Genomic DNA, 24,991 nt, shown 5'->3' with positions numbered 1-24,991 from the left:
ACAATACAGGCCTGCTCAAGCTGCCAGGGCCCGCGCCAGGATCGCGGCGCAGTCGCAGGGCGCCGGCAGGCTGCCGAACGCCCCGCCCGGGCTTGCCGCGATGCGCGAGGCCACGAAGGCGCCGGACACGTAGCCCGGCGCATGGCGCAGCAGCAGCGCGCCCTGCACTGCCAGCACCAGGCGCTCGGCCAGCCGGCGTGCGCCGCCCTCGTCCGCCGCCAGCGCCGGCAGCTCGTCCAGCAGCCCGGTAGCGTAGGCGCCGAAGCGCGGGTCGAGCGCGGCGGCCGGCATCAGCTCCGCGGCCAGCGCGGCGCGCGCCTCCGGCAGCGACTTGCCAAGCGCGCGCAGCAGGTCCAGGCACATCACATTGCCCGAGCCTTCCCAGATCGAATTGACGGGGAATTCGCGGTACAGGCGCGCCAGCGGGCCGTCCTCGACGTAGCCGTTGCCGCCCATGACTTCCATCGCCTCGGCGCCGAAGGCCGGGCCGCGCTTGCAGATCCAGTACTTGCCGGCCGGGGTCAGGATGCGCCCGAGCAGCGCCTGCCGCGGGTCGGCCGCTTCGTCGAAGCAGCGCGCCAGGCGCAATGCGAAGGCGGTGGCGGCTTCGGATTCGAGCGCCAGGTCGGCCAGCACGTTCTGCATCAGCGGCTGCTCGCTCAGGCGGCGGCCGAAGGCGCTGCGCCCGCGCGCGTGGTGCAGCGCATGGCACAGGGCCGCGCGCATGATGCCGGCGCTGCCGAGCACGCAGTCGAGCCGGGTGTAGCCGCCCATCTCGAGGATGGTCGGGATGCCGCGTCCCGGCGCGCCGACCATCCAGCCCACCGCATCCTCGAACTCGACCTCGGACGAGGCATTGGAGCGGTTGCCCAGCTTGTCCTTGAGGCGCTGCACCCGGATCGCGTTGCGGCTGCCGTCCGGCAGGAAGCGCGGGACGAAAAAGCAGCTGAGACCTTCTTCAGCCTGCGCCAGGATCAGGTGGGCATCCGACTGCGGCACCGAGAAGAACCATTTATGGCCGACGATGGCCCAGGCGCCCTCGCCGTGCGCGCCAAACCGGGCCGCGGCCTCGCCCGGCGCCAGCGGCGCGGCGCGCGTGGTGTTGGCGCGCACGTCGCTGCCGCCCTGCTTTTCGGTCATGCCCATGCCGACCAGGGCGCCGCGCTTGTGCGCCACCGGCAGCGAACGCGGGTCGTACTCGTTCGACAGCAGCTTGGGCAGCCATTCGGCGGCCCAGGCGGGCGCGCGCCGCAGCGCCGGCACCGCGGCGAACGTCATCGTCACCGGGCACTGCACGCCGTTCTCGACCTGGCCGAACAGCAGGTACTGGGCAGCGCGCGCCACCTGGGCGCCGGGACGCGGCTCGCGCCACGGCGCGGAATGGGCCCCGGCCTGGACCAGCATCGCCATCAGGCGGTGCCAGGCCGGATGAAACTCCACCTCGTCGACCCGCGTGCCGCTCCGGTCATGGCTGACCAGGCGCGGCCCGTTGGCATTGGCCTGGCGCGCCAGGTCGAGCACGTCGGCGCGGCCGAGCTGCGCCCCCAGTGCATCGAGCCCTTCCGCGGCCCAGCTCGCGCCCTCGCGCCCCAGCGCTTCCACCAGTGCAGGATCGCAGCGAAACAGGTTCACGTCGGCAAAGGGCTGCGCCTGGTTGAGCACTTCATGCGTTTGGAAACGGTTCATTCTGCGCGGTTCTCCAGGTTGATGTTGCAACATAGCATCATTTTTGCACTCAATAATTTGCTAAGTAGAAAGAATCGGCGACAATGATAGCTGTACATATTCTTGTCTTGGCAACAAAACGCTAACGCAAAGGGCGCATAAACGCAAGCTGCTGCGACAGCGCAAGCGCGACTGAAACGAGGCGGGCCATTGTGTTATTTAATGCCTTTCGGAATCTTTCAATGCTACAGTCGCCACTGGTTTGGTAGACTTGCATGGTTTACACGTCGCCCCGGGGCGCGCACCAGCAACAAGAAGGCAGACATCCCAGCATGCACATCAGTTCCACCGCCGCCAAGTTCGAGCCCCGCAAGCAGGCGTCGTCGCTGCTCGACAGCCTGCTCGAAGCCGCCGGCGACGCCGTGTTCCGCGTCACCCTCGGCGGCCAGCTGCGCGCCGCGAGCCGCCGCGCGCTGACCCTGGCCGGAGTCGAGATCGGTGGCCGCCCGCTGGTGTCGATGGCGCACGACGTCGACCAGCCGGCCTTGCGCAACGCCCTCGTGACCGCCGGCGCGAGCGGCGAGCCGGTGGTGGTCGAAGCGCGCTTTCGCTGCGGCGAGCGCGACCTCTGGTTCGAGCTGCGGATCGCCCTGATCGCCAGCGGCGACGATGCGCCGCTGCTGGTGGTCGGCCGCGACATGTCGACCCAGCACGCGACCGAAGAACGCCTGCGCCACATGGCAACCCACGACGCCCTCACCGAGCTGCCCAACCGGGTGCTGCTCTCGGACCGCATCCGCATGGTGATCGCCAATGCGCGCCGCTCGGGCCAGGGGTTCGCGGTCGCCACCATCGGCCTGGATGGCTTCAAGAAGGTCAACGACGGCCTCGGCCACGGGGTCGGCGACTCGGTGCTGCGCATGGCCGCGGCGCGCCTGCGCCGCACCCTGCGCGACAGCGACACCCTGGCCCGGGTCGGCGGCGACGAATTCGTCGCGGTGCTGCCAGGGTCGGCGAACGAAGCGCAGATCAAGCTGGTGACCGGGCGCCTGATGGCCGCGCTGCAGTCGCCGTTCGAGATCGACGGCCACACCATCTACCTGGCCGGCTCGATCGGCGTGGCCACCTACCCGGAACACGCCGAGGACGAGGTGCGGCTGGTGACGCTGGCCGACACCGCCATGTCGCGCGCCAAGGAAACCGGCAAGGCGCGCTCGGTCACCTACAGCCCGAGCGACCAGGGCCCGCCGGAGCACGACATCTCGCTCGAAGCGGCAATGTTCAACGCGGTGCGCGAGGGCGAGTTCCAGCTCTACTACCAGCCGATCGTCGACGCCCGCACCCGCATCATCGAAGGCTTCGAGACCTTGATGCGCTGGAAGCACCCGACCCTGGGCATGGTGCCGCCGAGCCGCTTCATCCCGATCGCCGAAACCAATGGCCTGATCAACCTGCTCGGCGCCTGGGCGCTGAAAGCGGCCTGCATGCAGATCCGCCAGTTCGAGGAAGTCGCCGGGCGCGAGCTGTATATCTCGGTCAACATCAGCCCGCGCCAGTTCAGGAGCGACAAGTTCCTGACGGTGCTGGACGACGCGCTGGCGCTGTCGGGCACCCCGGGCCGCAACCTGGTGCTCGAGATCACCGAAGGCACGCTGATGGTCGACCCGGTGCACGCCGAAGCGGTGCTGGCCAAGATGGCCGAGCGCGGCGCGCGCATCGCGATCGACGACTTCGGCACCGGCTATTCGAGCCTGGCCTACCTGAAGCGCTTCCCGATCTCGGTATTGAAGATCGACCGCGCCTTCGTGAAGGACTTGCCGCATGCCGCCAAGGACGCCGCGATCTGCAGCGCGGTGCTCGATATCGCGAAACACCTCGACCTGTCGGTGGTGGCCGAAGGCGTCGAGACCGAAGCGCAGCTGGCCTGGCTCGACCAGCTGGGCTGCCATTACGTGCAGGGCTACCTGACCGGCAAGCCGATGCCGGCACATGTCGCGCTGGCCGCCCTGAAAGAAAACCTCTACACCGAATTACTGCCGGCCGACATCCGGACGGGCAAACCATGACAACACACGCTGACCACGCGCGCTCGCCCAAGGCCGAAGCCACCCTCTCCCTGCTGTGGGAACGCATCCGCAGGCAGGGCGACATGCCGGGCTTCACCAAGGCGATCAACGCCATCCTGGCCTCGATGCGCGGCGAGGACGAGCGCGAGTTCTCGATGACCCAGACCGTGCTGTCCGATCCTGTCCTGACGCAGAAGGTGCTGCGCCTGGCCAACAGCGGCATGTACTCGGCCTTCGGCCAGCGCGTCAACACGGTGTCGAAAGCGGTGCTGGTGCTCGGCACCGAAGCCATCGGCCACCTGGCCCTGGGCCTGAAGCTGATCGAGGAACTGGCCAAGTCCACCCCCGACACCGAGACCGCCCACATCGAGATGGAAAAGGCCGTGCTGGCCGGGATGGTAGCCCAGCAGGTCGCCGCCAGCGCCGTCTCGCGCGACCCGGAAGAAGCCGTGGTGTGCTCGATCCTGCATTCGCTGGGGCGCATGATGATCACCTTCTACATGCCGGAGCGCTGGCTGCAGCTGCGCGAGGCCGGCGGCGAAGGCCGCGAGGAAGCCGGCGCCGAAGCGCTTCTCGGGCTGTCGCTGGAAGCGGTCGGCCGCGCCACCGCCGAACACTGGGGCCTGCCACGCAACCTGATCGCCGGCATGCGCCGGGTCGAGCCGTGCGAGCGCGGCGAAGGCTTCGGCCACGACGATTGGCTGGCCGCCCTGGGCACCATGTCGACCCAGGCTGCTGAAGCGCTGTGGCACGACGACGAAGCCGGCGTGGAACGCGTCGCCGCACTGGCCGAGAGCTTCGCGCCGCTGCTCGGCGTCGAAGCTTGCGGCCTGTTGAAAGCCATCGACCGCGCCCGCGAAACCGCCGCCGCCGACCTGTCGATCGCCCCGCTGGCCAAGCCGGCCGAGAAGCGCGAGCAGCAGGCCGCCGCCAGCCGCAAGCGCACCGCCGGCAACAAGGTCCTGATGAGCGGCGTGGCCGACATGCGCGACGCCGGCACCAGCGCCTCGCCCGGCCAGATGATGTCGATGGCCCTCGAGACGATGCACAAGGGCCTGTCCTTCACCCGCTCGTTCGCCTTCCTGCGCAACCGCCGCGACGGCAAGTACGCCGCGCGCCTGGGCCTGGGCGAAGGCAGCAAGCAGCTGCTGCCCAACCTGGTGTTCGACGACGTCTACGAGCCCAACGTCTTCCACGCGTCGCTCGGCAGCGACCGCGTGATCTTCATCGAAAACGCCCGCGACCTGAAGTTCGCCTCCAAGCTGCCGCTGTGGTGGAAGGAAACCCTGAGCGAAGCGCGCAGCTTCGTCGTGATCCCCCTGTGCGCCCACGGCCAGCCCGCCGGATTCATTTACGGCGAATGGGACGACAGCTTCCCGCAGGTGGTGCTGAGCCAAACCGAGTTTTCGCTGTTGAACGACCTGCGCGGATTGGTGGTGCGGACGGTGGAAAAGCGGCACCAGGTGGAGGCGGTGGCGACGCGGGTTTGATGGGGTTTGCGCCTTGAGCTCCCTTAGCCCTACGCTGACCTAGTTAGCACCAGTAGCTTTAAGACCGTCGTTCCGGCGAAGGCCGGAACCCAATTTCGTTCCGTTATCCGTAAACGCATCCGCGAAGCGCTATGGGTGCGCGAGGAAATTGACCGGGACGACGTTGGTTAAAGGTGGGTGATGGTCCGCGGTCTCGACTTCGACCAGTCGTCGATCACAAACAAACTCTCACCCCAGCTTCGGCGTCCCCACCTTCACATCCCCGCACTGCGCCCGATGCATCAGCGCGTGGTCGATCAGCACCAGGGCCAGCATCGCTTCCGCAATCGGCGTCGCTCGGATCCCCACGCACGGGTCGTGCCGCCCGAAGGTCTCGACCATCACCGGAGTGCCGTCCTTGTCGATCGAGCGCCGCGGCGTGCGGATCGAGGAGGTCGGCTTGATGGCGATCGACACCGTCACGTCCTGCCCGGTCGAGATCCCGCCCAGTACCCCGCCGGCGTTGTTGCCGACGAAGCCTTCGGGGGTGAGCTCGTCGCCGTGCTCCGAGCCCTTCTGCGCCACCGACGCGAAGCCGGCCCCGATTTCCACGCCCTTGACCGCGTTGATGCCCATCATCGCGTAGGCGATATCGGCGTCGAGCTTGTCGTAGATCGGCTGGCCCCAGCCGACCGGCACGCCGCGCGCCACCACGTCGATGCGCGCGCCGATCGAGTCGCCGGCGCGGCGCAGCTCGTCCATCGCCGCTTCCATGCGCGCCAGCAGCGCTGCGTCCGCGCTCGCGGCGAAGAACGGGTTCGCATGTACGTGCTCGAAGGACTGGAACGGCACATCGATGTCTCCGAGCTGGCGCATGCAGCCGAAGAACTCGGTGCCGTACTGCTCGCGCAGCCATTTTTTCGCCACCGCGCCCGCCCCCACCACGGGCGCCGTCAGGCGCGCCGACGATCGGCCGCCGCCGCGCGGGTCGCGCACGCCGTACTTGTGCCAGTAGGTGTAGTCGGCGTGGCCGGGACGGAAGGTCTCGACGATGTTGCCGTAGTCCTTGCTGCGCTGGTCTTCGTTCTGGATCAGGAGGGCAATCGGGGTACCGGTCGTCACGCCCTGGTACACCCCCGACAGGATCTGCACACGGTCGGCTTCCTGGCGCTGCGTGACGTGGCGCGAGGTGCCCGGCTTGCGGCGGTCAAGTTCGGGCTGGATGTCGGCTTCGGACAGGATCATGCCGGGAGGGCAGCCGTCGATGACGCAGCCGATGGCCGGGCCATGCGACTCGCCGAACGTGGTAACAGAGAACAGCTTGCCGAAGGAGTTGCCGGACATGATAGGTCTGTGTAGAAATAGTGGATTTGTCATTCTACCAGCCCGGCCGACAAGGCGATGGCGGGTCTCTCGCTGTCGCTTTACCACAAAGGAAGTTTCCCTAAGGACATAAATTTGTTGTATCTGCCAGTTTTTCGGGCTTTCATATTGCCAATTGCATATATACTGGTCTCATCAAACGACCAGCCACACCGGAGATGTAGCGCATGCCTGCCTCGATGACGCCCACAGGCACACTAACGGAAGCAAGACTCGACCGCGACGAGTTGATGTTCGTGGACGAGACCGACGCGGCACAGCCCGCCGGTGACGCAGTCCCCGGCCTGAACTGGCGGGTGCTGGTGGTGGACGACGACGCCGACGTGCATTCCACCACGATTTTCGCCCTGAAAAACGTCGAGATGCAGGGCCGTCCGCTGGAATTCCTGCACGCCTACACGGCGCTCGAAGCGCGCGCCATGCTGGAGCGCGAGCCGGATATCGCCGTGATCCTGCTCGACGTGGTAATGGAGCGTCCCGACGCCGGCCTGCAGCTGGTGCGCCAGATCCGCGAAGAGCTGGGCATGCACGCGGTGCGCATTATCCTGCGCACCGGCCAGCCCGGCTACGCGCCGGAGCTCGACGCCATCCGCGGCTACGACATCAACGATTACCGCACCAAGTCGGAACTGACCCGCACCAAGCTGTATACGGCCGTCGCCGCCGCCGTGCGCTCCTACCAGCAATTGTGCGCCCTCGATGCCAGCCGCTCCGGCCTCGAACATATCCTCACCGCCGGTACCCAGCTGATGACCCTGCACGGGGTGCGCGACGTCGCCCAGGGCGTGCTGCGCCAGGTGGCCACCCTGCTCGGCCAGCGGCCCGCCGGCGTGCTGTGCGTGCGCGAGAGCGGCCAGGGCCGGCCGGACGTGCTGCACGTGGTTGCCGCGGCCGGCGAGCACTGCCACCTCGAGGGTGGGGAACTGAGCCCGCAGCGCCATGCGCTGCTGGCCGGCGCGGTCGGGCGCGCCCTGCGCGAGCGCAGCTGCACCGAAGTCGATGGCTGGCTGGCGCTGCACTTTCCCGGCAAGGCCGGCCGTGATTTCGCCGCCTGCATTCCGTTCGCCCGCAGCATCGGCGACATCGAGCGCCGCCTGCTGAAGGTCTTCACCAGCGTGGTTGCGGTGGGCCTGGACAACGTGGAACTGGTCACGCACCTGAACCAGGCCGCTTTCCGCGACCAGCTCACCGGCCTGCCCAACCGCACCCGCCTGGTGGAACTGATCGACGCGCTGCTGGCCGGTCCGCAGCGCGCCTCGGCCACACTGGCGCTGATCGACCTGGATCACTTCGCCGAGACCAACGACGCCCTCGGGCACCACTTCGGCGACCTGCTGCTGGTGGCGGTAGGCCGGCGCCTGAAGTCGCGCCTGGACCCGAAGCTGGAAGTGGCGCGGATCGGCGGCGACATCTTCTGCGTGCTGGGCAACGCCGATGCGGTGCAGCCGGCGCCGATCCAGGCGCTGTTCCGCGAGAGCTTCCACATCGACGGCCAGGACGTGCAGGTGTCGGCCACGCTCGGCCTGGTGCGCCTGCCCGAACACGACGGCAGCGGCGCCGACGCGCTCAAGGACGCCGACATCGCGCTCAAGCGCGCCAAATCGCAGCAGCGCGCCGGCCACTTCTACTTCTCGCGCAGCATGGGGGTGGAGATCCGCGAGCGGGTGCGCATGATGCACGCGCTGCGCAGCGGCTTCCAGCGCGGCGAACTGTTCCTGGCCTACCAGCCGCAGGTGGACCTGGCCAACAACCGCGCCTTCGGCGCCGAGGCGCTGCTGCGCTGGCGCACCGAGGACGGGCGCCTGGTCGGGCCGGACCGCTTCATCCCGATCGCCGAATACTCCGGCCTGATCGTCGACATCGGCGAATGGGTGCTGCGCCAGGCCTGCGCGGAACTGGTGCGCCTGCGCGCGGCCGGACACCGCGAGTTCACGATGTCCGTCAACGTCTCGCAGGTGCAGTTCCGTCACCCGCATTTCGTCGACATGCTGCGCCGCGCGCTGGACGACACCCGCGCGCCGCCCGAATACGTGGAACTGGAAATCACCGAATCGATGGCGATGGAAGAGCCGGCGCTGCTGGTGGAAAAGCTGGCCCAGGTCAAGCGCACCGGGGTGTCGATCGCGATCGACGATTTCGGCACCGGCTTCTCGTCGCTGTCGCACTTGCAGCGCCTGCAGGTGGACCGGCTCAAGATCGACCGCACGTTTGTTACCGAGATCACCGGCTCGGCGCGCGGCAGCAGCATCGCCGAGATGGTGATCCAGCTGGGCCGCAACCTGGGACTGTCGGTGATCGCGGAAGGGGTCGAGGATGAACGCCAGGCGCACATCCTGCGTACGCTCGGCTGCCCGCTGGCGCAGGGCTTCCTGTTCTCGCGGCCCTTGACGCCGGAGGCGCTGCTGGAGTGGCTGGGGAACCAGGCGCTGATCGAAGCGGCGTAATGCGTAAGGTGGGCAGCTTCGCAGCCCACCGCGTCAATCAACTCAATCTTCTGCGGCCTGCTCGGCCGGCCAATCGCGGATATACGCCTTGAGCATCCGATTCTCGAACTGCTGCGCCTCGAGCACCGCCTTGGCCACGTCGTAGAACGAGATCACGCCCAGCAGGGTGCGGGCGTTCATCACCGGCAGGTAGCGCGCGTGCTTCTCGAGCATGATGCGGCGCACCTCGTTGACTTCGGTGTCGGGGGTGACGGTGATCGGGCTGTCGTCCATCACCTTGCGCACGGTGCCGTTGCCGATGGCGCCGCCCTGCGCGTGCAGCTCCTTGATCACTTCGCGGAAGGTCAGCATGCCGACCAGGTCGCCGAACTCCATGACCACCAGCGAACCGATGTCCTTCTCGGCCATGGTGGCTGCCGCCTGCATCAGCGGCATGTCGGGAGTGACGGTATAAAGGATTTCGCCCTTCACCTGCAGGATCTCGGAGACTTTCATATTGGCCACCCCGTCCGGTTGATTGGTCATTCCTGGAATATTTGTATAACGCATAACGCCGACTGTAGCTGATGCCCGCCAAAAAATCCAGCATTGCACCAATTCAGGGATGGTGCGTTGTTGCGCAGGCATAAATCAATGCTACGATGCCGCCCATCGTGTTTTTGTGGATGAGTGATCAAGATGAGCGGTCCCCGCTACCCCGGTTTCGACACCCTGGCCCTGCACGCCGGCAGCGCGCCCGATCCGGCCACCGGCGCGCGCGCCACGCCGATCCATTTCACGTCCTCGTTCGCGTTCCGCGATTCGGATCACGCCGCGTCCCTGTTCAACATGGAACGCGCCGGCCACGTGTATTCGCGCATCTCGAACCCGACCAATGCGGTGCTGGAAGAACGCATCGCCGCCCTCGAAGGCGGCGTGGCCGGCATCGCCACCGCCAGCGGCCAGGCCGCGATGCACCTGGGCCTGGCGACCATCGCCGGCGCCGGCAGCCACATCGTCGCTTCGCGCGCGCTGTATGGCGGCTCGCACAACCTGCTGCACTACACGCTGCGCCGCTTCGGCATCGAGACCACGTTTGTGGACCCGCGCGACATCGACGCCTGGCGCGCCGCGATCCGCCCGACCACCAAAGTGCTGTTCGGCGAGACGCTCGGCAACCCGGGACTGGATGTGCTCGACATCCCGGCCATCGCCGTCCTCGCCCACGAACACGACCTGCCGCTGATGGTCGACGCGACCTTCACCACCCCGTACCTGCAGCGCCCGTTTGACCTCGGCGCCGATCTGCTGTTCCACTCGGCGACCAAGTTCCTGTGCGGGCACGGCACCGCCATCGGCGGCCTGCTGGTGGACGGCGGCACCTTCGACTGGGACGCGGCGCATGCACGCAGCGGGCGCTTCGCGGAACTGTGCGAGCCCTACGCGGGCTTGCACGGCATGGTGTTCGCCGAGGAATCCACCGTGGCCCCGTTCGCGCTGCGCGCGCGCCGCGAAGGCCTGCGCGACTTTGGCGCGGCCATGAGCCCGCACAACGCCTTCGCCATCCTGCAGGGCGTCGAAACGCTCGGCCTGCGCATGGACCGCCACGTCGCCAATACGCGCCGCGTGGTGGACTTCCTGCTGTCGCATCCGGCGGTCGATTCGGTGTCCTACCCGGAATTGGCCTCGCACCCGGACCACGCGCTGGCCAAGACGCTGCTGCCGAAGGGCTGCGGCGCCGTGTTCACCTTCAACCTCAAGGGCGACCGCGCCGCCGGGCGCCGCTTTGCGGACGGCCTGGAAGTGTTCTCGCACCTGGCCAATGTGGGCGACGCCAAGTCGCTGGTGATCCATCCCGCATCGACCACCCATTTCCGGGTGCCGGCCGAGCAGCTGGCGGCCACCGGTATCACGGAGGGGACCATGCGCCTGTCGGTGGGCCTGGAAGACGCGGACGACCTGATCGACGACCTCAAGCGCGGCCTGAAGCTGGCCCAGAAGGGAGCCTGAGATGCAGCTCGAGATCAACGGCGCCACCGCCTACGCCTATACCGGCGGCAAGGCCTTCGACCCATCACTGCCGACTTTCGTCTTCATCCACGGCGCCCAGAACGACCATTCGGTGTGGGCCCTGCAAAGCCGCTACATGGCCCACCATGGCTATTCAGTGCTGGCGGTCGACCTGCCGGGCCATGGCCGCAGCAGCGGGCCGGCGCTGGCAACCGTGGAAGCCATGGCCGACTGGCTGCTGGAACTCATGAAGGCAGCAGACGTGCAGCGCGCCATCCTGGCCGGCCACAGCATGGGTTCGCTGATCGCGCTGGAAGCGAGCCGGCGCGCGCCGGAACCGGTGATCGGGCTGGCGCTGGTCGGCAGCACCTACCCGATGAAAGTCTCGGACGCGCTGCTCGAGACCTCGCGCACCGACGAAGCGGCGGCGATCGACATGGTCAATATCTGGTCGCACTCGTCGATCGCGCAGAAGCCGTCCTGCCCGGGGCCGGGCTTTTCGGTGATGGGCGGCGCGCGGCGCCTGATGCAGCGCATGTCGGCGCGCAACCCGGACGGCCTGTTCCACACCGACTTTGCCGCCTGCAACAGCTACGCCGGGGGCGAGGCCGCCGCCGCCGCGGTGCGCTGCCCGGTGCTGTTCGTGTTCGGCAACAAGGACATGATGACGCCGCCGCGTTCGACGAAACTGCTGACTGGCGCGATCGCCCATGGCAAAATCACCATCGTGGACGCCGGCCACCAGATGATGGCCGAAGCGCCCGATGCGGTGCTCGACGCCCTGGCGGGATTTGCCGCCACCATCAAGTAGCCAGAGGAGACGCCATGACGGCCCGGTATGCGAGTTTTGCGGAGTTCTATCCCTACTACCTTACCCAGCATGCCGACCGGCGCTGCCGCCGCGCCCACTTCATCGGCACCTCCTCGGCGATCGCCTCGATCGCCCAATACATCGACAGCCTCAACGCCTGGTGGCTGCTGTTCGCCGTGGTCAGCGGCTACGGCGGCGCGTGGATCGGGCACTTCTTCTACGAAAAGAACCGGCCGGCATCGTTTTCCCAGCCGTGGTTGTCGTTCCGGGCGGACTGGGTGATGTACTGGCAGATGCTGAGTGGCAAACTGAGCTGGTAAGCCGCGTTGCGGATGGGGGCAATCACCTCGCGCGGCCTACAAGCCCGTACATGCGATTGCTGGCACCTCTACACGCTCGACACGACGCTGTTCCGATGCGTGTATGTTGACCCGCTCCATGCACGCCGCCGGCAAGGGCAGCTGCCGCCTCCTGGAACACGTCCTGGAGGGCGTCGGCGCCATCCGGTCGCAGATGAACCCGTCACGCTGGAAACCAGCAACTGCCGTGTCCAGGGGCATGCCAGGCTTGACCAGCGCCTGGGCATAGGCAGAGAAACTCCGGTCGTTCGGGAAGTAGCATCCCGCCAGGCAGAGCATGCCGGCGGCGACGGCATACGACCTGATCATGCTGGTCCGCCCGGCCTGTGTCGATGGGGAGAACTGCCACGTCCACGCATGGAAAAAGCCGGGCCCGCCCCGGTCAGCTCTCGGGGTCATGGTAGAACTCGCGAAGCTCCTGCCGGCAGCGGCAGGCCGCCGCAAGCCTGGAGGCCCAGTGGATGGCCGCCTCCCTCGAAGGCAGCTCAAGCACACAGAACCCGCCATCGAGCTCCCTGGTTTGCGGGTACGCTTCGCTGGTACAGGCCCCATCAGCCGCCACCATCACCGACGCCACCTCGCTATTGAGGCCACCGCCAAACACATACACCCCCGCCGCCTTGGCTTGCCGGATCACCTCGCGCGACGCCTCTCCCACCGCCGCCATGTCCTCGTCGGCAACCTGCATCGCATTCGCAGGAAACGAAATCAGGAACTTTGTCATTGCGTGAACTCCTATCAATAAAAACTTCGGGGTCAGGTCTGACATCTGGACACAAGCTCAGCCTTAACCGGGCCCGGAAATGCATTTTCTTGCTTCTACAGTCGAGGCCGTGTCCGATTGTCAGACCTGACCCCGAAGTTGGTTTAGGTTTCGGTTGCGAAGTGTTCCGCCAGCGTTTGCTCCAGGCCCTGCTCCACCGCGCTCTCGACCTGCTTTGCCAGCGCCGCCGTATCCAGCGCGAGCGGCGTGGCGGGGACCGGTTCATCGGCGCCGCTTGCGTCGAACACGAACAGGCGATAGACGTCGGCCAGCCGGACGGTGCCTGGATCGGCCAGCAGGACCCAGTTGTCGACGCTTTCGCGCGCGCCGCGACCCCAGCGCACGCCGGCGGGTACGTCGTCCTGCACCCGGCCGACCCAGCCGGCGGTCACCATTTTTTCCAGCAGCATCGTCATTTCGTCGTAGCCGATGCGGGTATGGGCGCGGATCGCGGCGCTCGAGACCAGCGCCGTGCCGGTCGCTTGCGAGCTGCCGTGCAGCACCTTGAGCACGGCCATGGCGTCCACGAAGGCGCTGCCGGGGCTGGGCTGGTAGTTCCAGCGTTCGTACTTCACCACCGGCAGCGCGGCGGCCAGCACCGCGCCCACCAGCGTGACCAGCCATGAGACATACATCCAGACCAGGAACAGCGGCAGCGCCGCCAGCGCGCCATAGATGATGGCGTAGGTCGGGAACTGGCGGATGAAGAGCGCGAACAGGCGCTTGGCGACCTCGAACGCGATCGCCGCCGCCAGCCCGCCCCACAGCGCGTCGCGCCAGTAGACGCGGCGGTTCGGCACCGCCATGTAGAGCAGCGTGTAGGCGCCGGTGGTCAGGGCGACCGACACCAGCGTATAGAACACCACCCCGAGCACCGGCACCGACTTGACCAGCCCGCCGGTGGCGCTGAACAGCTGGCCGGTGGCCGAGAGCGACAGGCCGAACATGATCGGCCCCAGCGAGACCAGCGCCCAGTACACCAGCACCCGCTGCGACCAGGGCCGCGGGCGGCGTACGCCCCAGATCTGGTTGAAGGCGCGTTCGATCATGCCCATCATGGTGGTGGTGGTCAGCAGCAGCAGCACCGCGCCGAGCAGGGACAGGCCCTTGGCCTTGCTGGCGAACTGGGTCAGGTTGGCGCTGATGGTGTTGGCGATGGCCTTGGGCATCAGGGTCTGGACGAACCAGGTGTCGAGCGCCGTGCGCAGCTGGCCGAAGACCGGGAAGGTGGTGAGGATGGCCAGCACGATGGTCAGCAGCGGCACCAGGGCCAGCGTGGTGGTGAAGGTCAGGCTGCCGGCTACTTGCGGCAGCTTTTCCTCGCGCAGGCGGCGCCGGGCGAAGCGCACCAGGTCGCGCGCTTCGCCCAGGGTCAGGCCGCGCGCACGGTCCACGCCGAGGGCCAGCATGCTCGACGAGGTGCGCGACAGGGTGTGTACGGTTTTTGAAAGCATGGGTTCTTACGATTTGCCCGGTGAAAGGCATGTCATTTGGGCAAAGCGCCCTATAATACCAACGATGAAGCAGACCAACCTGACCCTCCTCGTGCTCTACTATTCGCGCCACGGCGCCACCCGGAAACTGGCGGAACTCGTCGCCCAGGGCATCGAAAGCGTGCCGGGGGCCGAGGCGCGCCTGCGCACCGTGCCGGCGGTGTCCACCGTGGCCGAAGCCACCGCGCCCGCCATCCCGCCCGATGGCGCGCCCTACGTCGAGCTCGCCGACCTGCAGGAGTGCGCCGGTCTGGCGCTCGGCTCCCCTACCCGCTTCGGCAACATGGCCTCGGCCGTCAAGTACTTCCTCGACGGGACCGCCGCCGACTGGGTCAACGGCACGCTGTCGGGCAAGCCCGCCGTCGTGTTCACCTCCACCGGCAGCCTGCACGGCGGCCAGGAATCGACCCTGCTGAGCATGATGATACCGTTGTTGCACCACGGAATGGTCATCATGGGCCTGCCTTATTCGCACCCCGAACTCATGAACACCGCCAGCGGCGGCAGCCCCTACGGCGCCTCGCACTGGGCAGGCGCCGACGGCAAGCGCGCGCTCACCGAGGACGAACGCGTCCTCGCGATCGCGCTGGGCAAACGCCTGGCCACCGCCGCGGTCAAACTGCACGGAATGCAATGATGGATACCGCAAAAGTCTTTCACGCCGGCGCCATCGCAAGCCTGATCTGGCTGATCGGCTGGCTGATTGCCTGGGAAGTGTTCGTGGCGCCGCTGCACCCGGGCGGGTCGCTGCTCGCGCTCAAGGCGCTGCCCTTGCTGCTGCCGCTGCGCGGCGTAATCAAGCGCGACCTGTACACGCTGCAATGGTCGTCGATGGTCATACTGGTGTATTTCGCCGAAGGCGTGGTACGCGCCTGGGCCGACACCTCGCAGGCCTCGCGCGCGATGGCGCTCGGCGAAGTGATCCTGGTGCTGGTGTATTTTGCCTGCGCGCTGCTGTTCCTGCATCCCTATAAACGGGAAGCCAAGCGCCTGGCCAAGGAATTGCTCGACAAGGTCAAAGTACCGCATGACTGATTCGCTGCTCGCCAGGCTGCGCGCCGTGGTCGGCGCGGCGCACCTGGTCACGGACGCCCCCGAGATGGCGCCCTACCTGACCGACTGGCGCGGCCGCTTCACCGGGCGGGCGCTGGCGGTGGTGCTGCCTGCGGACACGCATCAGGTCGCCGCCATCGTCGATGCCTGCGCCGCGGCGCGCGTGCCCATCGTGCCGCAGGGGGGGCGAACCGGCCTGGTGCTGGGAAGCGTGCCCGACGCCAGCGGCACGGCCATCGTGCTGTCGCTGCGGCGCCTGGACCGCATCCGCGCCATCGACCCGGCCAACCGGACCATGACGGTCGAGGCCGGCTGCATCCTGTACGACATCCAGCAGGCGGCGCTGCAAGCCGGCATGCTGTTCCCGCTGTCGCTGGCCAGCGAAGGCAGTTGCACCATCGGCGGCAACCTGTCGTCCAACGCCGGCGGCACGGCCGTGCTGCGCTATGGGAACACCCGCGAGCTCTGCCTGGGCCTGGAAGTCGTCACCGCCCAGGGCCAGGTGTGGGATGGATTGCGCGGGCTGCGCAAGGACAATACCGGCTACGCACTGCGCGAACTGTTCATCGGCGCGGAAGGCACGCTGGGCGTCATCACCGCAGCGGTGCTCAAGCTGTATCCGCAACCGAAGGCCGCCCTCACCGCCCTGGTCGCGCTGGATTCGCCGCGCAGTGCGCTGACCCTGCTGGGCTTGCTGCAGGAACGCTGCGGCGCCGCGCTCACCGGCTATGAACTGATGTCGGATTTCTGCCTGCGCCTCGTGGCCAGCCATTTCCCCGACCTGCCGCGGCCCTTCGCCGCCCACTACCCGCAGTACGCGCTGGTCGAGCTCTCCAGCAGCGAATCGGGCGACCACGCCGCCGACCTGCTCGAGTCCGCCGTTGGCGACGCGATCGACGGTGGCGTTGCGCAAGACGCCGTGGTCGCCGCCTCGGTCAGCCAGTCGATCGGCCTGTGGAAGATGCGCGAACACATTCCGCTGGCCCAGGCGGCGGCCGGCAAGAACATCAAGCACGACATCTCGCTGCCGGTCTCGCGCATCCCCGACTTTATCGAATGCACCGATGCCGCACTGCAGGCGGCCTTCCCGGCCTGCCAGGTCGTGTGCTTTGGTCATTTGGGCGACGGCAACCTGCACTACAACGTCGCGCCGCCGCCGGGCGTGGGCCATGGCAGCTTCCTGGCCCACCAGGAGGCGGTCAAGCGCATCGTGCACGACAGCGTGGCCGCCTTCTCCGGATCGATCTCGGCCGAACACGGCATCGGCGCCCTCAAGCGCGACGAGCTGGCGCGCTACAAGCCGGCCGTGGAACTGGACATGATGCGTGCCATCAAAGCCGCACTGGACCCGCTCGGCATTATGAACCCTGGCAAAATTTTGTGACCAGGGGCCTTCCATGTTGAAGCAAGCTTTCACGGCAATTCTTTGCCTGCTGTGCCACGCGGCCACGGCAGGCACGATCTACAAATGCGTCGACGCCGGCACCGTCAGCTACCACGACCGGCCCTGCGGCGCCGCGGCCGTCGCGCTGGCGGTGCCGGTAGCGGCGCCCGCGCCCGAGGTGGTGGAACGGCTGGCGCGCCAGCGCGCGCTGCTGCAGGAAATCGAGGACGAACGCGCCCGGTGCGACCAGCAGGCGGCGCGCGAGCAGCAGCGAGCCGAGCGCGCGGCGCTCGTCCAGCGCCGCCACTGCGACAAGCTGCGCCTGCAGCGCAAGTGGCTCGACGAAGACAGCGCGCGCGCTGGCAAGGACGAGGCCGAGCGCGCGCGCCTGAAAGCGAGGCGCCAGGCCGAAGTGCTGGCGATGGAATGCCCGGCCTGAACCTGCGCCTGACGACCCTCTCGCGCTGGCTGCTGCTGGGCGAGTGGCGCGCCCATCCCGTGCGCGCGCTGCTGGCGGTGGCGGCCATCGCGGTGGGCGTGGCCATGGGCTTCGCCATCCACCTGATCAACGCGGCCGCCTTCAACGAGTTCTCGGCCGCAGTCAAGAGCCTGTCCGGCCAGGCCGACGTGCAGGTGGTGGGCCGCGAACCGCTGTTCGACGAAGCGATCTACCCGGTGCTGGCCGCAAACCCGCAGGTGGTCGTGGCCTCGCCCGTGCTGGAACTGTCGGCCGGCATCTCCGGCATCTCCGGCACACAAGGCTCGCTGCGCATCCTCGGCATCGACGCCTTCCGCGCCGGCTTCATCTCGCCCGACCTCACCGGCGCGCCGCAGGATGGCCGCATGACGGACGTGCTGTCCGATGACGGCATCTTCCTGTCGCCGGCCGCGCAAGCCTGGCTCGGCAAGCGTATTGGGGACGCGCTGGTGCTGCGCGCCGGCACCGCGGACGTGCCCTTGCGCGTGCTTGGGCCGGTGCAGCGTGCGCGCGCCGGGCAGCGCATCGCGGTGATGGACATCGGCGCCATGCAGTGGCGCTTCCAGCGAACGGGGCAACTATCGCGGGTGGACCTGAAGCTGCGCGACGGCGTCGACCGCGCCGCCTTCCTGCGCACGCTCACCTCCCAGCTGGAGCAAGCCTATCCGGGCCGCTTCGCCGTGCGCCAGCCGGCCGACAGCGACCAGGAAGAGCGCAACGCCAACCTGAGCCGGGCCTACCGCGTCAACCTGACCGTGCTGGCGCTGGTGGCCCTGTTCACCGGCGCCTTCCTGGTGTTCTCGACCCAGGCGCTGTCGGTGATGCGGCGGCGCAGCCAGTTCGCGCTGCTGCGCGTGCTGGGACTGGAACGCGGCCAGCTGCTGCGCCAGGTGCTGCTGGAAGGCGCCAGCCTGGGCGTGCTTGGGGCCCTGCTCGGCGTCGCGGGCGGTTACGCGCTGGCTGCGGCGGCGCTGTATTTCTTCGGCGGCGACCTGGGCGCCGGCTACTTCCCCGGCATCCGGCCGCAGGTCCAGTTCACGCCGGTGGCGGCGGCGGTGTTCTTCACGCTCGGCCTCGGGGTGGCCCTGCTCGGCTGCCTGGCGCCGGCGCTGGAAGCGGCGCGTGCGCGCCCGGCGGTGGCCATCAAGTCGGGCGCCGACGAAGCGGCCCTGGCGCGCCTGGGCCGGGTCTGGCCCTCCATCGTATGCCTGGTGCTGGCAGTTGGCCTGGCCATGGCGCCGCCGGTATTCGAATTGCCCTTGTTCGGCTACCTGGCGATCGCGCTGCTGCTGGTCGGCGGCATCGGCCTGATGCCGCGCCTGGCGGCGCTCGCCTTCCGCCGCATGGAGATGCTGGTCCTGCGCATGCACCAAGGCCCGCCGGTGCTGGTACTCGCCCTGTCGCGTCTGGCCAATGCGCCGGGACAGGCCTCGATTGCGCTGGGCGGCGTGCTGGCCAGTTTCAGCCTGATGGTCGCGATGGGCATCATGGTGTCGAGCTTCCGGGTGTCGGTGGATGAGTGGATGGGCCATATCCTGCCGGCCGACCTGTACATCCGCACTGCCGCCGGCGGCAATACCGGCTTCCTCTCGCCGCAGCAGCAGGCCGCGCTGGCCGCCCTGCCTGGCGTGGCGCAAGCCCACTTCCTGCGCACCCGTCCCGTGTCGCTGGCGCCCGAGCGCCCCAACGTGGTCGTCATCGCGCGCGACATCGATGCGCGCGATCCCGGCAAGCTGCTGTTCCTGGTCGGCGAGGCCGCGCCGGTGCCGCCTGGCGCGCGCCCGGCCTGGGTGTCCGAAGCCCTGCTCGACCTGTACGGCGCGCGCGTCGGCGCCAGCTTGCGCCTGCCGCTGGGCGGCGGCCAGGCCGATTTCTTTGTCGCCGGCGCCTGGCGCGACTATGCCAACCAGGCCGGCTCGGTCGTCATCCGGCTGTCGGACTACCGCGCCCTGACTGGCGAAGCCGAGGTGACCGACGCCGCCCTGTTCGCGGCGCGCGGCAACAGCGTGGAACAGCTCGAGCAGTCGGTGCGCGCCCTGCCCTTCGGGCGCGCGCTGCAGACCATGTCGGCCGGCCAGATCCGCGCCATGAGCCTGAAAATCTTCGACCGCAGCTTCGCCGTCACCTACCTGCTGGAAGCAATCGCGATCGCCATCGGCCTGTCCGGCGTGGCCGCGAGCTTCTCGGCGCAAACGCTGTCGCGCTCGAAGGAGTTCGGCATGCTGCGCCATGTCGGGGTCACGCGCGGCCAGGTATTGAAGATCCTCGCCTTCGAGGGCGGCTTCCTCACCTTGCTCGGCGTGGCCTGCGGATTCGTATTGGGGCTGGTCATCAGCCTCATCCTGGTTTATGTTGTCAATCCCCAGTCCTTCCACTGGACGATGCAGCTGCACCTTCCGTGGAGCTTGCTGGGGAGCGTCGCCGCCGTACTGGTGGCGGCGTCGGTCGCGACGGCGCTGGTGTCGGGACGCTATGCGCTGTCGGGTGGTCCGGTACGCGCGGTCAGGGAGGATTGGTAATGCGCGCTGCGCTGTTCGGCTTGTTGATGTTGTTCTGCCTGTGCTGCCGCGCGGAAGCGCCGGTGTTCGCGCCGGTGACGCCGGGCAGCGCGCTCTCGTTCCCGCGCGACTACGGCGCCCACCCGGAATTCCGTACCGAGTGGTGGTACGTCACCGGCTGGGTCGAAACGCCCGATAAAAAACCGCTCGGCTTCCAGGTCACCTTTTTTCGCAGCCGCACCGAGCACGATCCGAAGAACCCGAGCGCCTTCGCGCCGCGCCAGCTGGTGATCGGCCACGCCGCCCTGTCCGACCCGGAAGTGGGGCGCCTGGTGCACGACCAGCGCAGTGCGCGCGAGGGTTTTGGTTTGGCCTGGGCGCGCACCGGCAACACCGACCTGAAGCTCGACGACTGGCGCATGGTGCGCGAAAGCTCGGGCAGCTACCGCGTCACGATCCGCTCGAATGAACTGACGCTGGAACTGCGCCTGCAGCCCACCCAGCCAGTGCTGGTGCAGGGCGAAGGCGGCTACTCGCGCAAGGGCGCCAGCCCGCAGCACGCCAGCCACTACTACAGCGAGCCGCAGCTGACCGTCAGCGGCAACGTGGGACGCACCGGCAGCGCGGCGGTGGCGGTGACGGGCAGCGCCTGGCTCGACCACGAATGGTCGAGCGAAGCCCTGCAGCCGGAGGCCACCGGCTGGGACTGGATCGGCGTGAACCTGGATAATGGCGGCGCGCTGATGGCTTTCCAGATCCGCAACAAGCAAGGTGGTAAACTATGGGCGCATGCCAGCCTTCGCGACGCCGCGGGCAAGGTCACCCGCTACGCGCCGGACCAGGTGAGTTTTACCCCGACAGCGCGCTGGACCTCGCCGCGTACCGATGCCGAGTACCCGGTCGCCCAGGACGTGGCGACCGGCCCGCTGCGCTGGCAGCTCACTCCCCTGCAGCAGGACCAGGAGCTCGATTCGCGCCGCTCCACCGGCGCCGTGTATTGGGAGGGCGCGGTCACGGTCAGCCGCGATGGCAAGCGCCTGGGCCGCGGCTACCTGGAAATGACGGGCTATGTACGCCCGATGAAGCTTTGACCGAATGACCATTACGTAGAACACGCAACGAGACAATGACATCCCGCTCCACCGGCACCCAAGACCAAGACTCCTCCCGCAAAGGCAGCCTCGCTGCGCTCAAGGGCCTGCTGCCCTTCCTGCGTCCCTACCGCCGCCAGTTCGCGCTCGCCGGCGTCGCGCTGCTGTTCGCGGCCGGCGCCACGCTGGCCATTCCCGCCGCCTTCAAGCAGATGATCGACCTGGGCTTCGGCGCCAACGCCGCCGGCACCAGCATCAAGCATGTCGACGCCACCTTCCTCGCCCTGTTCGCCGTAGCGGCCGTGCTGGCCGTGGCCACCGCCGCCCGCTTCTACATGGTGTCGTGGTTGGGCGAACGCGTGACGGCCGACGTGCGCGCCGCCGTCTACCGCCACGTGGTGCACCAGAGCCCCGAATTTTTTGAAACCACGCGCACCGGCGAAGTGCTGTCGCGCCTGACCACCGACACCACCCTGATCCAGGCCGTGGTCGGCACCAGCATCTCGCTGGCGCTGCGCAACACCTTGCTGTTCATCGGCGGCCTGGTCATGCTGTTCGTCACCAGTCCCAAGCTCACCGCCATCATCCTGGGCCTGCTGGTGCTGGTGGTACTGCCTATCGTGCTGTACGGCCGCCGCGTGCGCAAGCTCTCGCGCGACTCGCAAGACCGCATCGCCGACGCTTCCGCCATGGCGGGCGAGATCCTCAACGCCATGCCCACGGTGCAGTCGTTCACCCATGAGCAGATCGAGGCCGGCCGCTTCCAGGTGTCGGTCGACAGCGCCTTTCTTACCGCGATCCGGCGCATCCGCGCGCGCGCCACCCTGACCATGCTGGCCATCGTGCTGGTGTTCGGGTCGATCGTGTTCGTGCTGTGGCTGGGCGCCCATGCGGTGCTCGAAGGGACCATGACCGGCGGCGACCTGGGCCAGTTCATCCTGTACGCCTCGATCGTGGCAGGTTCGGTGGGCGCGCTGTCGGAAGTGATGGGCGAAGCCCAGCGCGCCGCCGGCGCCACCGAACGCCTGCTCGAACTGCTGGCCGCCCGGTCCGATATCCAGAACCCCGCCAAGCCGCAACTGCTGCCGGCGCGTACCGCCAACGGCGCCCGCGTCACGCTCGACGACGTCACCTTCAACTACCCGTCGCGGCCCGAGACGGCGGCGCTGGCGCACCTGAAGCTCGACATCGCAGCCGGCGAGACGGTGGCGCTGGTCGGGCCTTCGGGCGCCGGCAAGACCACCCTGTTCCAGCTGCTGCTGCGCTTCTACGACCCGCAGGCCGGCAGCATCCGCCTGGACGGCGTCGACATCCGCGACCTCACGCTGCACACCTTGCGCGACGCGATCGGCATCGTCCCCCAGGACACCATCATCTTTTCCGCCAATGCGCTGGAAAACATCCGCTATGGCCGCCCAAGCGCCAGCGACGAGGAAGTGATCGCCGTGGCCAGGATGGCGGCGGCGCACGAATTCATCGAGCGCCTGCCGCAGGGCTACCAGTCCTTCCTGGGCGAGCGCGGCGTGCGCCTGTCGGGCGGCCAGCGGCAGCGCATCGCGATCGCGCGCGCCCTGCTCAAGAACCCGCCGCTGCTGCTGCTCGACGAAGCCACCAGCGCGCTCGACGCGGAATCCGAACGCCTGGTGCAGCGCGCGCTGGAAGCGGCCATGGTCGGGCGCACCACCATCATCATCGCGCACCGCCTGGCCACGGTGCAGCGCGCCGACCGCATCATCGTGCTCGACGATGGCCGGGTGGTGGAAGCCGGCACCCACGCGTCCCTGGTCGCCCACGGCGGCGTGTATGCCAACCTGGCCGCGCTGCAGTTCCAGGCGCATGCGCCGATGGAGCCGCAGGCGTCCTGAGGCTAAAAGGCGACGTTTCCATGCGCTGCGCATGAAAACGTCGCCAATGTGTCGGGATGCTGCACCTGCAGCAAAAATCAGGCAACAATTATTGTCAAAAGGAAATGACAGGCGCTAAGATGGCGGCCGTATTGACTCTTGCCATCTGTTCATGAACACGAAATTTCATCCGGCCAACTGGAATGTCGGCACCCGGATCAGCGCCATTACCTTCGTCCTCATGGGGACGACCATCGCCGGCCTGCTCGCCATCATCACCTTCGCCATCGCGGCCATGCTCGAGGAACGCGCCGCGCACAGCGTCTCCAACGAACTGCGCAGCGTCGCGGGCACCGTCGAAATGTTCAACCGCAGCGCCAGCAGCCAGGCACGCAGCTTCGGCGACATCTTCAAAGCCTCCCTGCCCGGCGCCTTCGAGCTCGACATCAGCGCCCCGGTGGACATCGGCGGCACGCCGGCGCCCGCGCTCAAGCTCGATGGCAAGGTGCTGAACCTCGACTTCAGCGCGCCCGACCGCTTCACCGCGCAAACCGCCGGCAACGCCACCATCTTCGCCGCCGACGGCGACGACTTCGTGCGCGTCTCGACCTCGGTGAAGAAGGAAAACGGCGAACGCGCCGTCGGCACCCGCCTGGACCGCAACAGCCCTGCCTACGCCGTGCTGCGCGACGGCCGCAGCTACATTGGCCTGGCGACCCTGTTCGGCAAGCAGTACATCACGCGCTACGAACCGGTGCGCGATGGCGCCGGCAAGGTGGTTGCCGCGCTCTACGTCGGCGTCGACATCAGCGCCGACATGGCGCTGCTGAAGGACCGCATCCGCGCCATGAAGGTGGGCGATACCGGCTACTTCTACGTGCTCGACGCCGCGCCGGGCAAGGCCCACGGCAACCTGGTGGTCCACCCGGCCAAGGAAGGCAGCAACATCGCCGACAGCAAGGACGCCGACGGCCGCTTCTTCATCAAGGAGATCCTGGAGAAGAAGGAAGGCACGATCCAATACGAATGGCAGAACCCCGGCGAAGCCCAGGCGCGCAGGAAGTTCGTGGTCTACACCCATATCAAGGACTGGAACTGGGTGATCGCCGGCGGCACCTACCTCGACGAAATCACCGCTGCGGCCAGCGAACTGCGCAACCGCTTCATCGCCATCGGCTTCGTCGCGCTGGCCGTGCTCAATGCGGTGCTGTACCTGATCATGCGGGCCAATGTGTCGCGCCCGCTGGCCCAGGTACGCGACGTCGCCGGGCGCATCGCCGCGGGCGACCTGACCGCGCGCGTGCACGGCGCGCGGCGCGATGAAATCGGCCTGCTGAACGAGGCCATCAACACCATCGGCGCCAGCCTGTCGAACGTGGTGGGCAAGGTGCGCGACGGCGCCGAGCAAATCGCCAGCGCCTCCGAGCAGATCACCGCCGGCAACGTCGACCTGTGCGCGCGCACCGAGCAGCAGGCTGTGAGCCTGGCCGGTACCGCCAGCTCGATGGACGAGCTCACCGCCACGGTGCGCCAGAACGCCGACAATGCACGCCAGGCCAACCAGCTCGCGCTGGGCGCCTCCAGCGTGGCCCAGAAAGGCGGCGCCACCGTCGCCCAGGTGATTGAGCGCATGGATGCGATCACGCTTTCGTCGCGCAAGATCTCGGACATCACGGGCGTGATCGACGGCATCGCCTTCCAGACCAATATCCTGGCGCTGAACGCGGCCGTGGAAGCGGCGCGCGCCGGCGAACAGGGGCGCGGCTTTGCGGTCGTGGCCAGCGAGGTGCGCAACCTGGCGCAGCGCTCGGCCGCCGCCGCCAAGGAAATCAAGGCGCTGATCGACAGCTCCAACGGTGAGGTCGACGCCGGCAGCAGGCTGGTGGCCGAAGCCGGCGTGACCATGGACGAAGTGCTTGCCAGTGTGGCGCGGGTGACCGACATCATGTCCGAGATCACCGCCGCCAGCCAGGAGCAAAGCAGCGGCATCGAGCACGTGAACCGCTCGGTCAATGCGATGGACGAAGCGACCCGGCAGAACGCCGCCCTGGTCGAGGAAGCCAGCGCCGCCGCCCAGGCCATGCAGGACCAGGCGGCCGAACTGGCGCGCGCCGTGCGCCTGTTCCGCCTGGCCGACAGCCAGGCCGCGGCGCCCGCCCCGGTGCGCCGCGCGGCGCTCACGGCCAGTTGATCATCGTGTA

The 24,991-nt window shown here is 68.0% G+C and carries 19 protein-coding genes; 14 read left to right on the top strand and 5 right to left on the bottom strand.

What is annotated here, in order from left to right:
* Window positions 1-15 precede the first annotated feature (15 nt).
* Window positions 16-1,686 carry an isovaleryl-CoA dehydrogenase gene (locus tag BM031_RS10915; protein WP_091874596.1) on the bottom strand — a complete coding sequence of 557 codons (1,671 nt, stop codon included), beginning with the start codon at window positions 1,684-1,686 and terminating at the stop codon, window positions 16-18.
* Window positions 1,687-1,997: 311 nt separating this feature from the next.
* Here BM031_RS10915 and BM031_RS10910 point away from each other — a divergent pair, with 311 nt between their 5' ends.
* On the top strand, window positions 1,998-3,731 hold the full coding sequence (locus BM031_RS10910) for a putative bifunctional diguanylate cyclase/phosphodiesterase (protein ID WP_091874595.1): 1,734 nt from the start codon (window positions 1,998-2,000) through the stop codon (window positions 3,729-3,731).
* Window positions 3,728-5,221 carry an HDOD domain-containing protein gene (locus BM031_RS10905; RefSeq protein WP_229408781.1) on the top strand — a complete coding sequence of 498 codons (1,494 nt, stop codon included), beginning with the start codon at window positions 3,728-3,730 and terminating at the stop codon, window positions 5,219-5,221. The genes BM031_RS10910 and BM031_RS10905 overlap by 4 nt, the downstream gene beginning before the upstream one ends.
* Window positions 5,222-5,449: 228 nt before the next feature.
* On the opposite strand, the gene aroC is transcribed toward BM031_RS10905, so the two are convergent.
* Window positions 5,450-6,544 (bottom strand): chorismate synthase, encoded by a 1,095-nt coding sequence (gene aroC, locus BM031_RS10900; protein WP_091874594.1) that lies wholly within the window; start codon window positions 6,542-6,544, stop codon window positions 5,450-5,452.
* Between the two features lie 206 nt (window positions 6,545-6,750).
* On the opposite strand from aroC, the gene BM031_RS10895 reads away from it, so the two are divergent.
* Window positions 6,751-9,027, top strand: coding sequence for a putative bifunctional diguanylate cyclase/phosphodiesterase (locus BM031_RS10895; RefSeq protein WP_091874593.1), 2,277 nt, complete (start codon window positions 6,751-6,753; stop codon window positions 9,025-9,027).
* A 42-nt stretch (window positions 9,028-9,069) separates the two neighbouring features.
* Here the strand turns inward: BM031_RS10895 and BM031_RS10890 are convergent, their stop codons facing one another.
* Window positions 9,070-9,522, bottom strand: coding sequence for a CBS domain-containing protein (locus BM031_RS10890; RefSeq protein WP_091874592.1), 453 nt, complete (start codon window positions 9,520-9,522; stop codon window positions 9,070-9,072).
* Window positions 9,523-9,705: 183 nt separating this feature from the next.
* On the opposite strand from BM031_RS10890, the gene BM031_RS10885 reads away from it, so the two are divergent.
* The 3 genes from BM031_RS10885 to BM031_RS10875 are packed head-to-tail and all read left to right on the top strand — an operon-like array spanning window position 9,706 to window position 12,147.
* Window positions 9,706-11,016: an O-acetylhomoserine aminocarboxypropyltransferase gene (locus tag BM031_RS10885; RefSeq protein WP_091874641.1), complete on the top strand. Its 1,311-nt coding sequence runs from the start codon at window positions 9,706-9,708 to the stop codon at window positions 11,014-11,016.
* A 1-nt stretch (window position 11,017) separates the two neighbouring features.
* The gene (locus BM031_RS10880; protein WP_091874591.1) at window positions 11,018-11,827 is read left to right on the top strand and encodes an alpha/beta fold hydrolase; all 810 of its coding nucleotides are present in this window, start codon (window positions 11,018-11,020) and stop codon (window positions 11,825-11,827) included.
* A 14-nt stretch (window positions 11,828-11,841) separates the two neighbouring features.
* Window positions 11,842-12,147 carry an Mpo1-like protein gene (locus tag BM031_RS10875; protein WP_091874590.1) on the top strand — a complete coding sequence of 102 codons (306 nt, stop codon included), beginning with the start codon at window positions 11,842-11,844 and terminating at the stop codon, window positions 12,145-12,147.
* A gap of 421 nt (window positions 12,148-12,568) precedes the next feature.
* On the opposite strand, the gene BM031_RS10865 is transcribed toward BM031_RS10875, so the two are convergent.
* Together BM031_RS10865 and BM031_RS10860 are read right to left on the bottom strand one after the other, a co-directional pair.
* The gene (locus BM031_RS10865; RefSeq protein WP_177207711.1) at window positions 12,569-12,910 is read right to left on the bottom strand and encodes a YciI family protein; all 342 of its coding nucleotides are present in this window, start codon (window positions 12,908-12,910) and stop codon (window positions 12,569-12,571) included.
* A 143-nt stretch (window positions 12,911-13,053) separates the two neighbouring features.
* Window positions 13,054-14,403: a YihY family inner membrane protein gene (locus tag BM031_RS10860; RefSeq protein WP_370660047.1), complete on the bottom strand. Its 1,350-nt coding sequence runs from the start codon at window positions 14,401-14,403 to the stop codon at window positions 13,054-13,056.
* 64 nt (window positions 14,404-14,467) lie between these two features.
* Between BM031_RS10860 and wrbA the strand changes: the two genes are divergently transcribed.
* The 8 genes from wrbA (at window position 14,468) to BM031_RS10820 (ending at window position 24,981) form a co-directional block, all read left to right on the top strand.
* Window positions 14,468-15,079, top strand: coding sequence for an NAD(P)H:quinone oxidoreductase (gene wrbA, locus BM031_RS10855; protein WP_091874588.1), 612 nt, complete (start codon window positions 14,468-14,470; stop codon window positions 15,077-15,079).
* Window positions 15,076-15,477, top strand: a complete 402-nt coding sequence (locus BM031_RS10850) for a DUF2069 domain-containing protein (RefSeq protein WP_091874587.1) — start codon at window positions 15,076-15,078, stop codon at window positions 15,475-15,477. Before wrbA ends, BM031_RS10850 begins: the two co-directional genes overlap by 4 nt.
* Window positions 15,470-16,879, top strand: a complete 1,410-nt coding sequence (locus tag BM031_RS10845; protein ID WP_091874586.1) for an FAD-binding oxidoreductase — start codon at window positions 15,470-15,472, stop codon at window positions 16,877-16,879. The genes BM031_RS10850 and BM031_RS10845 overlap by 8 nt, the downstream gene beginning before the upstream one ends.
* 13 nt (window positions 16,880-16,892) lie before the next feature.
* Window positions 16,893-17,318, top strand: a complete 426-nt coding sequence (locus BM031_RS10840; protein WP_091874585.1) for a DUF4124 domain-containing protein — start codon at window positions 16,893-16,895, stop codon at window positions 17,316-17,318.
* On the top strand, window positions 17,306-19,876 hold the full coding sequence (locus BM031_RS10835) for an FtsX-like permease family protein (RefSeq protein ID WP_091874584.1): 2,571 nt from the start codon (window positions 17,306-17,308) through the stop codon (window positions 19,874-19,876). The genes BM031_RS10840 and BM031_RS10835 overlap by 13 nt, the downstream gene beginning before the upstream one ends.
* On the top strand, window positions 19,876-20,946 hold the full coding sequence (locus BM031_RS10830) for a lipocalin-like domain-containing protein (protein WP_091874583.1): 1,071 nt from the start codon (window positions 19,876-19,878) through the stop codon (window positions 20,944-20,946). Before BM031_RS10835 ends, BM031_RS10830 begins: the two co-directional genes overlap by 1 nt.
* Window positions 20,947-20,981: 35 nt before the next feature.
* Complete coding sequence (locus tag BM031_RS10825) at window positions 20,982-22,811, top strand: ABC transporter transmembrane domain-containing protein (RefSeq protein ID WP_091874582.1); 1,830 nt, start codon at window positions 20,982-20,984, stop codon at window positions 22,809-22,811.
* Between the two features lie 151 nt (window positions 22,812-22,962).
* Window positions 22,963-24,981, top strand: a complete 2,019-nt coding sequence (locus BM031_RS10820) for a methyl-accepting chemotaxis protein (protein WP_091874581.1) — start codon at window positions 22,963-22,965, stop codon at window positions 24,979-24,981.
* Window positions 24,982-24,991: the final 10 nt, after the last annotated feature.

This window comes from Massilia yuzhufengensis (genome assembly GCF_900112225.1).
GTDB classification, from domain to species: Bacteria; Pseudomonadota; Gammaproteobacteria; order Burkholderiales; family Burkholderiaceae_D; genus Telluria; species Telluria yuzhufengensis.
Note: the sequence above shows the minus strand (reverse complement) of the source record. Positions and strands in the feature narration are given on the sequence as shown.